Genomic DNA, 14,161 nt, shown 5'->3' with positions numbered 1-14,161 from the left:
CAATGCGCCTCTGCTGGCAACGCAGCGAGGAATCGAGGTTTCGGAACAGAAATCCACGACGTCCCGCACGTATTCGAGCCTCATCTCGGTAAGCCTGTTATCCGCCCACAAGACCACGTCCATCTCGGGAACTCTTTTCGGAACTCAGCAGCCCCGAATTGTCAGCATAAATGACTACCAGACGGACTGCATTCCGGAGGGCAACATTCTACTCGTGGCCAACTATGATCGTCCGGGCGTCATTGGACATATCGGGGCAACATTGGGGAAGCACGGCATTAATATCGCCAACATGTCCCTGGCCCGAAACAAGCCCGGTGACAGAGCCTTATCGCTGGTCGAAGTTGACGAGGCCCCGAACGAGGACGTGCTTTCGGAACTGGTTCGGTTCGAAGCCATTATTTCCATTCATCCCATATGGCTGGGATCCTGAGGAAAGGGGGCCCGCAGGATCCCTTTCCCTCTAGTATCTTCGTTCGTCGTTGTTATACGGGCTAGGTGTTGAATTCTTGGTAGAGCAGTTCCTCCAGAGCCGTGTCCTTAATGGCCCAGGGCACCAAATGCGAATCGGCGGTTCCCGTGTTCCAGGCGAACGCAAACAAACCCCTCAGGTTGAACCAACGGGAAACCACTTTCCGGATGTCCCTGATGGCTTCCAGCTTTTCTGCATCGGTGGCCTCGGGATTGATGTGGTTTGCCTCGGTAATAATCACGTCTCTGTCAATCTTGATATCCAGCTCGATCAGCTTCAGTTCGTCCTCCGAACTGACGTGACCGTCCGTGTAGTAGTGAAAAAATGATGATCGCTTCCGGGTCAGCGGCACGGATTGCCTCGCTGCAAACCTTTAATAATTCCACATATCCGGCAGCATCCGGCGGCTTTCCACCCCATTCGCGTGCCAGATTCGGTTCATTCCAAACCTGATAGGCAAAGACCTTCCCTTTGGCGTACAGGACTACGGACCGCACGTAGGGTTCGAAGGTATTTACGAACCACTCCTCGTCCGAAGGGCCGGCATTGGGATGGTTCGCTATGCGGGTGGTATCCTCGAGTCGTATGATGAGGTTGAGTGCGTTACCCGCGCAGCGCTCTATAACGTTGCGCATTTCCTGAGCATCCTGGGGATCGTTCCAATACAATTCCCACAGGTTGCTGGTCACGAAATCCCCGATCCGTTTGATACGTTCGTAATCTTCCTGTGTGGGATAGGCTTTGGTGAGGCCGTTTTCAAGCGGCAGCGGCAGGTACCGAATCCCCGCCGGTGTTTCGTAGGAAAAATACTTCGTATCGGGATCCGATCCCAGGCTCTTGATCTGGGCTCCGCTGAACGACTGAGCGCCGGTTCCATTGATCAGCACCGGATTCAAATGAAATCCGAATTCCGCCCGCCCGACGTCATCGTCGTCGCCGCCGCACCTCGGGAGGGCGGCGCCTACCAGCCCCAAGCCACTGAGTTTAATGAAATCTCTCCTGGATAGCATTTGTATGTTTCCTCCTGATACGAACTCTATCATAGAGCTTCTAAGTTCGAAATCGTTTTCTTTAAAGGGTCGTTACCATCCTATGGCCTGCAAGGCCTCTTTTTTTCGTTTCTCGTAGTCTGATTTGTTGCCTGCCGACAGCAGCTCATTTGCAGCATCGTGCGTCCGGAAGACGTTCCCGGCGAATTCCCTCCGGGCATTGGCGTAGCAGTAGATACACCCATGAGGGCAGCTATCGTACGCCCCTATGTCTTTGCTGTCACTGCAGCCGCACCCCTTGCGGCTGGGATTTCTTTTCGCGTCCGCCGCTCTATTCGGAAATAGACGGTTCATGGTGTCGGAGTCCACGCAGCGAGCCTTGCGCACGTTTCCTCCCACCAGGTTCTCGTCGCAGCAGGAGTACAGGGTGATTCCCGAGTTTGTGGCGATTTCAGCAAGAGTCCCGATGAGTTCGCGTTTTGCTTCGGGAGAAGGGTCGACGACGCGGATGTTTTCCTTTTGCAGCAAGGCGTCGAACCTTCGCCGTACTTTGGCGTATAGTGTGGGAAAGCTCACATAACAGCGGCGGGTCTTACCCTCGAGGGCCCGGGCCAAGGTCTGAAAACGCTCGATATGGTAGATCCGGTCCGATACATCGGAGACCACGATCGGATCGTATCTCCAGAATACGTGTTCGGAACTCGTTCGATCCGCCAGGGCTGAGAAGGATTCGAGCGTTTCTTCCGCCGGCGGGACGGAGGGTTCGAACAGGCGAGGCAGTCCCGTAATGGTGTAATGGAAATAGAACCCGTATCCCCTGTCTTTGAGGACAGGCAACACCGGCAGGAAGGGCTTGAAATTCTTGGACCAGAATACAAAACCCGCTACATCGTCGGGTCTCAGGGAGACGGCGTACAGTTTTCCGGAGAAAGGATTCTCAACCAGGACAAATCCGGCTTGGACCCGATTCATGAACCACTTGCCATAGAAAGCCGGTATATCGGTGCGGCGGCTAACGGATACGATCCTCACGAGTCCATCTCCCTGTTCGAGTCTGCGTCGCTTTTTCAGAAACGTCATTCGGGCCCAACGCAGTGACCTCCGGAATCCGGAAAAGGTTGATGAATCCAAAAGACTCCAGACCCCCAGCCGGCATGGCCGGGCGACGACTGATTGTGACCACGCTCATTGGACGGAATCCGGACGCGTGGATCCTGCAAGGAAGGTCCGCTCCAGCGCCGGAAGCAGGCGTATTGACACAGGCTTCCCTGTCGAGTTACCTATCATTTCGAGATCGGCCCGGGCAAGAGGATATGTAGTCCTTATTTTGCTCGATGCCCGAAAACCGTCAGCCCGGATATGGGAGGGGAGTGAATGAGATATTCAGGATTGCAGCGTATGGACGCCGTTCTGAAGAAACACGAATCCGGGTTGCTGGAAGGGGCTCCTCTCTGGAATCACTGGAACGACGTAGTCGGACCGGCCGTTGCGAAAAAGGCTCAACCCCTGTCCTTTCGGGGAGGGGTGCTCTGGGTCACCGTGGAAACGGCCGCGTGGATGCAGGAACTCCAGTATTTGACCGAAACGATCATGGACGGATTGAACCGGGCTTGTGGCCGCAGCCTCGTCACGGAGATTCGATTTCGTCAGGGTCATGTCGTCCCGATTCGGACCAGGGAAAAACGTCGCTCGTCGGATCTCGCCTCCGAGCGGCCTGTGGCGCCGGAGACGGCCGGTAAGATACGCCAAGAGGTTGGTAAGGTCAAAGACGCGGAACTAAGGGGTCTGCTCGAGCGGTTTTGGATGAGGGCGGCCTCGAGATCCGCCGAAGATGGGGATGGGTGAAAGTACCTGTTCACAGGACCATAACAAGTCTCTGTTTGCGGGAGCGAACAATGTTGGTTGTCACAAATAGCAAGGCCTCTCCAGTCCGTCTCACTCGTCGCACCGATAGGGATCGATCATGACGGATGGGTGGCCCGGACTGTGCGTCTTAAATCGTAGGGGTCGTAGGTTGGGTTAGCGAGCGCAGCGAGCGTAACCCAACAAGTTCCATGACACGATGTCCAGCCTGGGCACGCCCGACACCACGGGAAGGCGAACAGCTGGCGCCAAGCGAGGTGCCGCGGTCTATGTGGCTTAAATCGTTGGGTTTCGCTATGCTCAACCCAACCTACAGGCGTTGCATCCGTAGGTTGGGTTAGCGAGCGCAGCGAGCGTAACCCAACGGATGCCCCAAGTTGTTGGGTTTCGCTATGCTCAACCCAACCTTGTACACTCCTTGAATCGACAGAGTGCATGCTTCCACGACAGAGGTGGGGCCTCTTGTTGCTGCGCAACGCGGACAACGAGTTGTCCGCGCCACCCCGCCCAAGCTTCCGTCCTAGGATATAATTATAGGCGAATTACAAAAGGTCTCTCCTGATACCCCGTGAATGGAAACGGTTGAAAACGACCTCCCGTGCATGTCGCTGGCCGTTCCGGGCAGGAGCGAGGTTCGGGACAGGCCGCGGGTCATACGCGGTACAGGTCTTTCAGCTCATCCGAGTACGATCCGTCCCTGTTGAACAGAATGAGTGGAGGTTCCACACGCAGTTCCTGCCCTCCTCCTTTGGTCGCTGTCAGGAGGACCATTTTAGCGGGGGTTTCCATCCGACCGTGCACCATGCGAAGCCGCTTCGGAGTGAATCCGACCGTTTGCAGGGATTGGAAAAGGTAAGCCAATCGTTGCGCCCGGTAGATGATGGTGAGTTTGCCCGAAAATCGCACCAGGAAAGCGGCGGAGCGTAAGAAGTCTTTCAGCGATCCGAGGATTTCATGCCGGGCCACGGCCTTTTCAGCCGTAGGATTCATTCGTCCGGACCCGGGGAGTCCGAATGGAGGATTGACCACGGCCAGGTCAAACGACTCGGGAGCATACCATTGCGTAACGCTCTTGAGGTCGCCCGTCCGGATCTCTATCCGCTCTTCCATGCCGTTCAGCCGAACGTTTTTCCGCGCCAATGAGGCCAAGTCGGACTGTACCTCGAGACCTACGATGCACCTGGGCGCAGGGTCCAAAGCCAACACCAGGGAAACCACGCCGCAACCGGTTCCGAGGTCGATGATCCGGTCCCCCGCCGCGGGTGTAGCGAACTTGGCCAGAAGCACCGCATCCATGGAGAAGCGGTATCCGTTCTTGCGCTGCAGGATGTGCAGCCGCCCGCCGAAAAGCGCATCCTGAGTTTCTTCCGGCCCCGGCGTCGGTTCGATAGTGAAGGACACTCGAGCCACCTTGACAGCCTGTTGAAAAAGCAGGGTTGTTGCAGGCCGTTGAAAAACGATGAGATGCAAGGCGCGCAAACCCCGAGGAATGAGACGTACATAGAGTACGTCGCAGTGACGAGGGATGAAGCGTCACGCCGCAGATCGCGTTTTTGAACAGCCTGTTAAAGGGCGTTTATAGCCATGCCGGAGATCACCTTGGGGTAGAAGTAAGTCGATTTTCTGGGCATGACGAGGCCTGCCTTCGCCACGTCCAGGACCTGCTGGATGCGGGTCGGATTCATAATAAATCCGGCGGTGTAAAAGCCGTCTTCAACCTGATCCAGAGCCGCGTTATACCGGCTGCTGTACTGAAGGTTCCGGTGGTTGTCCAGATCCCCGTCGCTCATTCCAAGGATACCCCGGAAAATGACTTCGGTGAAGGCGACCGTGTCCAGGTTCTTGAGGGCGTCGGAGAGCCCTTTGCCAAACGCGCCGTTCATGATGCCCGGTTTCATTCTCAACAGCAGGTATCGCGGGTCCCGTCTCCAGGCGAACCCGTAGGAATGCGTGGACCGGCCGGCCTGATCGAACCCGTAGGAATGCGTGGACCGGCCGGCCCCTTCGATCGCGGAAAGGAACCTTGCTCTCGCTTTATCCTTGTCGGCTGAAGCAAAATCGAATGCATCGACGTCGAAGTACTGCTCGGCGCGTTTCAGGAATCCATCCCTATCGAGAGGTGACGGCCATACCACCAGCAGACGATGAGTTGGAAGAATCGTCAGGTCCTCGCTGGTATTACACAGGTACATCATGACGTACTGTGCGGGATGATCGTTCGCCTGGGCGCCTTCCGTCTTCTTCAGGTATTCCCAGTAATTCACGGCCGTTTCGTAACGATGGTGCCCATCGGCGATGAAAAGCTCCCGACCCTTGAACCATTCCTGAACGGTCTGAATAACGAAGGGATTCGTCACGGGCCACAGCAGGTGTCTCGTGGAGTCCCGATCGACGAAGTCGACTACGGGCGCCTGCGGCTTGGCTTCTTTCAACGTTCCGGACACGAGAGACTCCGGATCCGAGTAGAGGGCGAAAATCGGACTGAAATTGGCCCTGCACGCCTTCATCAATCGGAAGCGTTCCGATTTGGTCTCCGAGAACGTCTTTTCGTGTCTCCGAACGGAACCACCGTCAAGATCCTCGAGCTTCACCAGAGTAATGAATCCGGTCCGTTGCCTTGGTTCTCCGTTTTCCAGCTTGTATTCGATTGTATAGAGATACAGCGCGGACTCCCGGTCTTGGACGAGAACCCTCGATTTACGCCATTCCCGGAAGTATTCCGCGGCCCTCGTGTACCGGTTGTTGTCTTCATTGTCCGTTTCGAACTGAAGGCCCAGGATCAGACGAATAATATTTTGGGGGTGAGCCTTGTGAAACTCTTCTTGCTCTTCGGGTGAAATGACGTCGTAGGGCGGAGTCACGACCCGCGACAGATCCGTTATGGTTTCCGGGTTGTATCGAAGCGCCTGAAATGCTTTCAAGTATGCCACAGTATTACCTCTATTTCCGTTTTCTATTTCCGCGCCGACGAATGGCCGTACAAAATCCGAAGACGATTTTAGCCATACGATGGATGGATTCAACCATGTCCTACAATGCGGTTTATTTGTTCCGCTATCCGGCGGACATGTGCAAAGACTTCTTCTTCGTCCACCGTTTGGATTTGGCCGTCCAACAGGACGGGTCGCCCGTTGACGATGCTGCAGGTTACCTCGCTGCCGTTGGCGGCGTAAACAATGTGCGAATAAGGGTTGTACATTGGGATCATGTGGGCGCGGCCGGTATCCAGTACGATCAGATCGGCCTTTTTGCCGGGCTCGATGCTGCCGATTCTGTCGGCCATGCCCAACGTCCGAGCACCGCCCCGCGTGGCCATGGTTACCACGGTCTTCGCATCCATCTGGGTAGGGTCTTTCTTCATGACTTTGTGGAGCTTAGCCGCGGCGTCCATTTCCCCGAACAAGTTCAAGTTGTTGTTGCTGGCGCAGCCGTCCGTTCCAAGGCCGACCCGAACGCCGCATCTCAGAAGCTCCGGCACCGGGGAGACGCCCGAAGCGAGTTTCATATTGCTTTCCACGTTGTGGCTGACCGCAACATCGCGCTCCGCGAACAATTCGATTTCACTCTGGAGAAGGGCCACGCAATGATCCGCTATCAGTTTGCCGTCCAGCAGTCCCAAACTGTCCAGATGATCCACCGGGCGTTTGCCGTAGCGCTCCAGCACGGTAGTGACTTCGGAATCCGATTCGGACAGGTGGGTGACCACGGGAACGGCCAGGTCCTCGGCCAGCTTGCGGGCTCCGCGAAGAAGCTCGGGCGAGCACGTGTACGGACTATGCGGCTGAATGGCGACGGATATGAGAGGATCTCCCTGCCATTTCAAAGCTAAATCCCGGGCCACCCGATATCCGTTTTCCAGTTTCCCGTAGGAAGGCGAGTCGAAATCATACAGGACTTCCCCGACCATGGCCCTGATGCCGGTATCCTTAGCGGCTTGCGCCGCCTGATCTTCGAACAGGTACATATCGCAAAACGTCGTGGTGCCCGATCGGATCATTTCTACCGCAGCCAGGCGGGTGCCCCAATACACCCATTCCGCTGAAAGATTCTTTTCAATAGGAAAAATATACCGGTTCAGCCAATCCATCAGGGGCATGTCGTCCGCCAGACCTCTGAAAATCGTCATGGCCGCATGGGTGTGCGTGTTGACCAGACCGGGCATAACGATCCCTCCCCGGGCATCGATAACGATTTCCGCTTCCAAATCGTGCTCGCGGGAGGTAGGGCCGATCTCCGTTATGGTGTCTTGCTGTACGGCCACGTAGCCGTTCTGGAAGGTCTCCATGCGATCGTTCATCGTCAGAATGAGGCCGTTTCGAATGAGAAGGGAGTGCATTTTATCGCCTGTTGGATTGTATTGCATTTAAAGCATGATTGATTTATATAAAAATACACCTATGTCCGCCGCGGGAGGGCCGTTATATCCGCAGAGGGCGGCAGGCCTCGGGGCAAGGCAAAAAGGCGACTGATTTAAACAAGTTAGCCTTTCCTATGGTTTGATAAACAGGGAAAAACATTGACAGTCCGGGATATCTTTCCATAGCATGAGGATGTCTAGAATTCGACAAACAAAAGGACCCTGCGATCATGAAGACTACGACCATTCGACGAACGTTACCCGTATTCGCGTTGTTTTTGTTCGGGTTTTTGATACCGCACAGCCCGAGCAAGATTTACTGCTCCCTTTCGACGATCGACCTCAAAGCCCCTCCTCCATCTGCTGAAAATCCACCCCATCCTCCAAAAGATCAACCCATCGCGTTGCTTTCGAATTCCCAACAGCGAATGTTACCTGAAGACTCAAATGACCCATCCGACGACTATGGGGCCTATGACCGGGCTTCTCTTCCCCCTCACAAGCGATATGACAGGCTGATATCATCGGCGGCGGACGAGTTCGACGTGGACTTCTACCTCATCAAAGGACTCATCCAGGCTGAATCCAGCTTTGACCCGACGGCCGTTTCATCCGAGGGCGCCTCCGGTCTCATGCAGATCATGCCGGGAACGGCTGACATGCTCGGGGTTCAGGACCGATTTGATCCGCAACAGAACATCTACGCGGGAGTGCGGTACCTGAAGTTCCTGATCGAAGCTCTGGATGGAGACATTCGACTGGCGCTGGCCGCCTACAATGCGGGGATCACGCGCGTCCGGCAGTGGGGAGGCGTTCCCCCTTATAAGGTCACCAAACGATACATCAAACAGGTGTTCCGCTACGCGAAAGAGTTCCGGTCTCTCTGACCCGTTTGAGGGTTCGAGAGCAGGGAACTATCCACTTCGCCCGTCCCATTTCGAGAAATTCTTGAGGATGGCGAGGCCCACGGGCCCGCTTTTTTCCGGATGAAATTGGGTTGCCACCAGATTGCGGCACGCCAATACCGAAGCGAACGTAACGCCATAATCGGTAACGCCTATCCGCAGTTCACGATCGGCGGGATCCGGAAAATACGAGTGCACGAAATAGAAATCGCTGGTTTCGGAGATGTCCTTGAAAACCGGATGCATGCGAAGAAAGCGGACCTGGTTCCAGCCCATGTGAGGTATTTTCAGCGCCTTGTCTTTCAGCTGCGCAAATTCAGAAGCGAAGCCTCGGGTGGCTCCTTTCAGGATTCCGAGACAGGTGGTATCGTTTTCCTCGCTTCGCTCCAACACAATCTGAGTGCCGAGGCAGATACCCAGCAGCGGAACTCCGTTTTCGAACACCTTCCGTATCACCTGGTCCAGACCGGTCTCCCTGAGCATTTCCATGGCCTTGCCCGCGGCGCCCACTCCGGGAAACACCACTCTTTCCGCATTCAATATTTCGTCGGGATTCGCCGTCACTTTACATGGGATGTCCAGGTCTTCCATGGCCCGGGCAACGCTGGTCAGGTTTCCGGCTCTATAATCCACGATAGCGATCATCGGTAAGATTCCCTTACTCTGCAACCGATGTGAGTTCGGTTTCGTTGCAAATCGTGCGTAAAACGCCCATTGGTCCTGCATTTTACGAAAACAATATTAATATCACCCTAGCCGCTTGGAAGTCAACGTCGAAGAAACGTTGAAAAGTTGCGTTCGCAGTCCGCCGAGACCCGGCTTGCGGAGGCGGCCGTTGACACCAAAGTGCCTTTCTGACATAGTAATTTCGAATTTCACAGGGCGTCGGATTCTCCCTTCGACGAAGTCTGTTTTGGCGCATGAACCGATTGATTGTAAACAGACTCTTTCCCGGCCCCGCATGGCAATATGCGTCTCGCCAAGCATGGATTGGAAGCAGAAACCTTTTTGATTGAAAGGGATCGCACCGGCGCACCAGATGGACTATCGCATCAGTCGCGAAAGAATGGTGAAACACCAGATCCTCGACCGTGGCATCAAGGACGAAAAGGTCGTCCAGGCGATGAGGGAAGTGCCCATATACCTTTTGACGTGGATGGTGTGTCCCTGAACCTAAAGATTCCAGGCAAGAGGCCGCGCATAATTGTAAATTTCAACGACGGCACCAAGGGGTGGAAGGAGTACGCGCCTTACGACGCGATCGTTGTGAGCGCGGGAGGCCCCGAGATCCCCGAGCCTCTTCTGGACCAATTGGCGGATGGTGGGAGACTCGTGGCTCCGATCGGGGATCCATCCTGTCAGGATCTGGTCAAAGTGGTCCGGAGGGGAGACGAGTGGATTCGTACAAGCTTGGGACCGTGTCGTTTCGTGAAGCTGGTCGGAGCGCATGGATGGCGGGACTAGTTCCGGTTAAAATCGGTCTCATAGGGGCGAGCGACTGCACGGAGCGGGGGTGGGACCTGGCGCTGAAGGTAGGCGCCCTGGTGGCCGGGCGGAAGGCCGTGCTCATCTGCGGAGGGATGGGTGGGGTTATGAAAGCGGGAGCCAAAGGAGCTTTCGAAGCCGGAGGCCTGACGATCGGTTTTCTGCCCGGAACTTCCGATCGGGACGCCAATCCGTACATTGTCATTCCCATCTCGACGGGTATGATGCAGGCACGGAACATGTTGATCGTACGGGCGGCGGACGCGCTCATCGCCGTGGAGGGAGGATATGGGACCCTCTCCGAGATCGGGCTTGCGCTCAACCTGGGCAAGACCGTGGTCGGTCTGGATACCTGGCAGCACATTCCCGGCGTTCATCATGCCAAGGACCCGGAAGACGCCGTGACAAAGGCATTTCAATCCCTGGATCATTCCCTCCGCTCGGGCGGTTGATATTCACCGCCTTCGGCGCGACCGCAACGGAACACGCATTGTAACCCCATGAGGGCCCGAATTCAGGGCCTGCCGCGCAGCGATTTCACTACGTACTCGCCTCCTTCGTTTTTAACTCTCGTTCCCAAGTCGCACTTGGGAACGACAGGCAGAACATCGCTTCCGCTCGAACCCAAGATCCGGCGCTTGCCGGGGGGGAGACGGAGGGAGTGTGCATTGCTCAATTATTGAGCAATGCGCGCCCGCCATTGCGCAATTTCCGTGCAATCGTCGGCCCTGGATTTCCTCCCGGAAGTGACAAATCGGAGTAAAATCAATTCATTATTGCATTTGGCACAGAAGCTGCTTACAATTTGTATGTAATGCAGCGATGGAGACTATCGACGCCATCGGGAATCGATCCGAACAAGCGTTGAAAAAACTTAGCGGTAACCGAAGGCAGGCTCGGCCTCCCACCTTGAAACAACGTTCGTTTTGAGCCGGCGAGCCCGGCGCTCTCATTGCGTTTACCGGTCACTGAAGGATTCAGCGGGCATGATTGATAATGACTGTTTTCAACATGATGCAAGGTATGAACACACCACCTACATCCTCAACCGGAGAATGAGGATCGAGAAGCACTGTGAATGGGTTTCAAAAATGAGTGTCCTATGCCGATCCGCAAACACGACATACGAACACCCTAATGCGGAGATAACCCATTAATATCCTTTGGTTAACTAGATAACGGAACGATTTACAGAGGCGTCTTGTACGGACAGAAACAAACAACTCCGCATTTTATGCGGATACATCTAATATTGTTAAGTGTGAAACGTCAGACAATGCGTATTCTTACGTATAAAAGAACTCATACCGGTGATCCAGATTCATCGGGCCGCTTTGGTATAAATACCTGCATGGGTCGCATTCGTGATTATAGATTTGACGCAGTAATCGGTATCGGCGGCATCGGCGTCGAACCTAAACGTTATGGTATTGCCGAAAAGATAAATTGGATAGGGATCGGTCCTGTCCGGCACGGAACTCCATCGAAACGTGCCAGTGAGGTAACATTCAAGCATTTCGTATTATTGGATGACCAAGGACCAAACCTTGAAGCATTAGCACCAAACCTTGCCAAGCGCTTTTATAAAGGAGGAGCACGTCTTCTTCTTGAAGACTATAGCGATATTGAATTGGCTGAAGCTCTTGGAATAATCGAATGGTCGAAATCACAAAAATCGGTAATAAAGGTAGATGACAAAGCCACCAAAGGATCTAACCAATGCCAAATTTCATGCCGTTCTGATCGGAAACGAAGAAAATGTGGATGCAGTTGCACTTAATCGTCTTTTTCGGCGGAGCGCGAAAAGCCGCATCCGGTGATGCGAGATATTTTAGACTAATTATCCGATGGCCGAATCTTCATAGCCTGATTTTGTTAAGGATACCAACAGAATACATAATCAAGCGACGGGATAACCCTCATTTCGAAAAAATGCAGGTATTCGTGCGTTCAGAAACAACCAAATTTGCGCGTAGAGAAGGCCTGCGCCCACAGCTTGGGTTCAAGAAGGGGGTCTGGGGTCAGGTCTTGTTTTTTGACATCTTGCCTCCCCGCAATGTTCAGTTAGGCAGAGCAAGGCGAGACTCAACGATCATCCGACGACCGAATATTCACAACCTGATTTTATTAAGGATATCAGCGTAATACATAACCAGGCAAGTGGATGGCCCTGATTTCGGAAAATGCAAGTCTGGTTGGGTCCTGGAATTCGACTGGATCGACTGTAAAAAAGAGTGTCTAATCCCAATCCGCCTGACACGACAAAGATTACGAGCCGTGGCCGGGTTCCCAGGTTTGAGTTCGGTCGCTCATTTCTCGGGTAGGAGAGGTCTATGATCGCTGGAAGGTATTCGGCCTATGATCGCTGAAGTCCAGCAAGAGCGTTCGGGTTGTGCGATACTTTTTCATCCTCATGAAGGAGAAAACAACTTGACGAGGCTGCCGATTCCGAAGCCATCGATTCTTGACGAATGCGACTACTTGGGAGCTTTTTCTGGAGAACGTCGCTGGAGGAGTCTGGATTGTAAACGGTTGTATACATGGGATAGTCTACACGGGGAAATAGAGGTTTTCAATGCCAGAGGAAAGCATCTAGGCTCTGTAGATCCAGTAACAGGGGCGTTGCTGAAAGATGCTGTAAGAGGGAGGACAATAGATGTCTAATCAGTTGGGTACCTTTGTCGAAAGATGCGCGCGAGGTGAACTTCTCCTTGAGGAGATAGACGACTTTGTGGATGAATGGCATGACGAAGACTATGATGAAGAACTTCATGAGTATCTTGGAATGAGTTTTGAAGAATATTCCCTATGGGTGGCCGATCCTGATGTACTCCCCTTTATTGTAACTGCACACATTGAACAAAAGCCTGTGGCAGACGTGTTAGATGAATTGGAGGGGCTCCCTTTGGCTGCAAGATCAGACCAGCCTGAGAAGGCGATCAAATTGATGAAATGGTTGCGTGAAAAGGGGAAGCTTGATTGAATAACTATCCAGAGATAAATCTTGCTATACGGGTTGTGGAAAGATACAAGCTCACACCACCAGTTGATTTATTGAGGTTGGGGAGGAAGTATGCCGATATTGAGTTCGACCATATACCTTTTGACGTGGATGGTGTGTCCCTGAACCTAAAGATTCCAGGCAAGAGGCCGCGCATAATTGTAAATTTCAACCCGCCTGAATCACGTCAGCGGTTTACGCTCGCGCACGAAATCGGTCACGTCATTATTCCTTGGCATTTTGGATCTATCATAGACAGTACAGATCCTATGCAAGTGAAAGTAAGTGATTTATATTGGTACACGGAAGCGGAGGCCAATCGTTTCGCATCTGAGCTGCTTATCCCCTCAGCATGGGCAAAGACTATCATCGAGGAAGAAGTTTATCCTCCTAAGTTTGTAAACAGAATTGTTGTGACTGCTAACGTTTCACCTATTGCTGCTTCAATAAAGCTCATTCAGCTTCTTTCAAAGGGGTACATATTCTGTAATATTTCTGAAACTGGGACGGTTATATATTCTGGCCGTTCGTCAGGAACCATCGCAAATGCTCCCGTTTGGGGAACCAATATAGTTCCAGAGAGCCTCTACAGCTATTGCAGACAAAAATGGTCCTTTTCCCTACATGGGCAGAATTTCTGGTGGTGGAAGCTTCCAGGAAGTATGTCTATGCCTGCCGATCAGGATCTTAGAGACTGGAGGAGTGTCTTGGATTCGATCTTGGACGATCTTGGATTCAGTGGACGGGAACGGGTGAAATTAAAGAGGAGAATAAGCGGCATCGTCGGCGCTGCAAACAGTGCGTTCTTTGTTGATAAACGTAGTGAGGCTTCAGTATACGCTTCCTGCATTCAGAGATTTGATGGGAAAGAGGATTTGAAAGAACTTGTGGACCATCAAGATTTCCGACTTTTCCTTAGGAAACGAGTGCATAATCTCTTCTTACCTAGTGTCTGTCCATGAAGCTAACTTATTATTATAAAAAGAAAATCGCGCAAATTAGGGTGGAAACTTCCTGCAATGTATGATATTAAAAAGGTGACAACCAATTGATATCATTACACTAACAAGAAGGAGGCCACGCCCAACA

At 53.3% G+C, this 14,161-nt stretch carries 17 protein-coding genes; 10 read left to right on the top strand and 7 right to left on the bottom strand.

What is annotated here, in order from left to right; translation table 11 throughout:
* Window positions 1-433, top strand: a 433-nt coding sequence (locus tag HY788_14815; protein ID MBI4775418.1) for an ACT domain-containing protein, incomplete at its 5' end; no start/stop codon positions are given.
* Between the two features lie 61 nt (window positions 434-494).
* On the opposite strand, the gene HY788_14810 is transcribed toward HY788_14815, so the two are convergent.
* From HY788_14810 to HY788_14800, 3 genes are all read right to left on the bottom strand, one after another.
* A complete protein-coding gene (locus tag HY788_14810; protein MBI4775417.1) occupies window positions 495-713 on the bottom strand; it encodes a hypothetical protein in 219 nt (72 codons plus the stop codon).
* A 7-nt stretch (window positions 714-720) separates the two neighbouring features.
* Complete coding sequence (locus HY788_14805) at window positions 721-1,482, bottom strand: twin-arginine translocation signal domain-containing protein (GenBank protein ID MBI4775416.1); 762 nt, start codon at window positions 1,480-1,482, stop codon at window positions 721-723.
* Window positions 1,483-1,554: 72 nt separating this feature from the next.
* Window positions 1,555-2,493, bottom strand: coding sequence for a DUF1848 domain-containing protein (locus HY788_14800; GenBank protein MBI4775415.1), 939 nt, complete (start codon window positions 2,491-2,493; stop codon window positions 1,555-1,557).
* Window positions 2,494-2,835: 342 nt separating this feature from the next.
* Between HY788_14800 and HY788_14795 the strand changes: the two genes are divergently transcribed.
* Complete coding sequence (locus tag HY788_14795) at window positions 2,836-3,306, top strand: DUF721 domain-containing protein (protein MBI4775414.1); 471 nt, start codon at window positions 2,836-2,838, stop codon at window positions 3,304-3,306.
* Window positions 3,307-3,975: 669 nt separating this feature from the next.
* Here the strand turns inward: HY788_14795 and HY788_14790 are convergent.
* The 3 genes from HY788_14790 to HY788_14780 form a co-directional block, all read right to left on the bottom strand.
* Window positions 3,976-4,725 carry a tRNA1(Val) (adenine(37)-N6)-methyltransferase gene (locus HY788_14790; protein MBI4775413.1) on the bottom strand — a complete coding sequence of 250 codons (750 nt, stop codon included), beginning with the start codon at window positions 4,723-4,725 and terminating at the stop codon, window positions 3,976-3,978.
* Window positions 4,726-4,889: 164 nt separating this feature from the next.
* A complete protein-coding gene (locus tag HY788_14785) occupies window positions 4,890-6,254 on the bottom strand; it encodes a DUF1015 domain-containing protein (protein MBI4775412.1) in 1,365 nt (454 codons plus the stop codon).
* A gap of 89 nt (window positions 6,255-6,343) precedes the next feature.
* Window positions 6,344-7,660, bottom strand: a complete 1,317-nt coding sequence (locus tag HY788_14780) for an amidohydrolase (GenBank protein MBI4775411.1) — start codon at window positions 7,658-7,660, stop codon at window positions 6,344-6,346.
* Window positions 7,661-7,911: 251 nt separating this feature from the next.
* Between HY788_14780 and HY788_14775 the strand changes: the two genes are divergently transcribed.
* A complete protein-coding gene (locus HY788_14775; GenBank protein MBI4775410.1) occupies window positions 7,912-8,568 on the top strand; it encodes a lytic transglycosylase domain-containing protein in 657 nt (218 codons plus the stop codon).
* Window positions 8,569-8,595: 27 nt separating this feature from the next.
* On the opposite strand, the gene hisH is transcribed toward HY788_14775, so the two are convergent.
* Window positions 8,596-9,231 (bottom strand): imidazole glycerol phosphate synthase subunit HisH, encoded by a 636-nt coding sequence (gene hisH, locus HY788_14770; GenBank protein MBI4775409.1) that lies wholly within the window; start codon window positions 9,229-9,231, stop codon window positions 8,596-8,598.
* A 367-nt stretch (window positions 9,232-9,598) separates the two neighbouring features.
* Here hisH and HY788_14765 point away from each other — a divergent pair, with 367 nt between their 5' ends.
* From HY788_14765 to HY788_14735, 7 genes are all read left to right on the top strand, one after another.
* The gene (locus tag HY788_14765; GenBank protein MBI4775408.1) at window positions 9,599-9,757 is read left to right on the top strand and encodes a hypothetical protein; all 159 of its coding nucleotides are present in this window, start codon (window positions 9,599-9,601) and stop codon (window positions 9,755-9,757) included.
* Window positions 9,748-10,050 carry a hypothetical protein gene (locus HY788_14760; GenBank protein MBI4775407.1) on the top strand — a complete coding sequence of 101 codons (303 nt, stop codon included), beginning with the start codon at window positions 9,748-9,750 and terminating at the stop codon, window positions 10,048-10,050. Before HY788_14765 ends, HY788_14760 begins: the two co-directional genes overlap by 10 nt.
* On the top strand, window positions 10,038-10,523 hold the full coding sequence (locus HY788_14755; protein ID MBI4775406.1) for a TIGR00725 family protein: 486 nt from the start codon (window positions 10,038-10,040) through the stop codon (window positions 10,521-10,523). The genes HY788_14760 and HY788_14755 overlap by 13 nt, the downstream gene beginning before the upstream one ends.
* A gap of 824 nt (window positions 10,524-11,347) precedes the next feature.
* The gene (locus HY788_14750; protein ID MBI4775405.1) at window positions 11,348-11,851 is read left to right on the top strand and encodes a hypothetical protein; all 504 of its coding nucleotides are present in this window, start codon (window positions 11,348-11,350) and stop codon (window positions 11,849-11,851) included.
* Window positions 11,852-12,429: 578 nt separating this feature from the next.
* Complete coding sequence (locus tag HY788_14745; protein ID MBI4775404.1) at window positions 12,430-12,735, top strand: hypothetical protein; 306 nt, start codon at window positions 12,430-12,432, stop codon at window positions 12,733-12,735.
* Window positions 12,728-13,054 (top strand): hypothetical protein, encoded by a 327-nt coding sequence (locus tag HY788_14740; GenBank protein ID MBI4775403.1) that lies wholly within the window; start codon window positions 12,728-12,730, stop codon window positions 13,052-13,054. Before HY788_14745 ends, HY788_14740 begins: the two co-directional genes overlap by 8 nt.
* Window positions 13,051-14,034 carry an ImmA/IrrE family metallo-endopeptidase gene (locus tag HY788_14735; GenBank protein MBI4775402.1) on the top strand — a complete coding sequence of 328 codons (984 nt, stop codon included), beginning with the start codon at window positions 13,051-13,053 and terminating at the stop codon, window positions 14,032-14,034. The genes HY788_14740 and HY788_14735 overlap by 4 nt, the downstream gene beginning before the upstream one ends.
* Window positions 14,035-14,161 lie beyond the last annotated feature (127 nt).

The sequence above is a fragment of the Deltaproteobacteria bacterium genome (assembly GCA_016208165.1).
Taxonomy (GTDB): Bacteria; Desulfobacterota; Desulfarculia; order JACQYL01; family JACQYL01; genus JACQYL01.
Note: the sequence above shows the minus strand (reverse complement) of the source record. Positions and strands in the feature narration are given on the sequence as shown.

Coding starts and splice junctions, on each gene's coding strand:
- HY788_14805 (MBI4775416.1), bottom strand. CDS start 1,482: ATGCTATCCAGGAGAGATTTCATTAAACTCAGTGGCTTGGGGCTGGTA.
- HY788_14795 (MBI4775414.1), top strand. CDS start 2,836: ATGAGATATTCAGGATTGCAGCGTATGGACGCCGTTCTGAAGAAACAC.
- HY788_14780 (MBI4775411.1), bottom strand. CDS start 7,660: ATGCACTCCCTTCTCATTCGAAACGGCCTCATTCTGACGATGAACGAT.
- HY788_14775 (MBI4775410.1), top strand. CDS start 7,912: ATGAAGACTACGACCATTCGACGAACGTTACCCGTATTCGCGTTGTTT.
- hisH (MBI4775409.1), bottom strand. CDS start 9,231: ATGATCGCTATCGTGGATTATAGAGCCGGAAACCTGACCAGCGTTGCC.
- HY788_14755 (MBI4775406.1), top strand. CDS start 10,038: ATGGCGGGACTAGTTCCGGTTAAAATCGGTCTCATAGGGGCGAGCGAC.
- HY788_14750 (MBI4775405.1), top strand. CDS start 11,348: ATGCGTATTCTTACGTATAAAAGAACTCATACCGGTGATCCAGATTCA.
- HY788_14745 (MBI4775404.1), top strand. CDS start 12,430: ATGATCGCTGAAGTCCAGCAAGAGCGTTCGGGTTGTGCGATACTTTTT.
- HY788_14740 (MBI4775403.1), top strand. CDS start 12,728: ATGTCTAATCAGTTGGGTACCTTTGTCGAAAGATGCGCGCGAGGTGAA.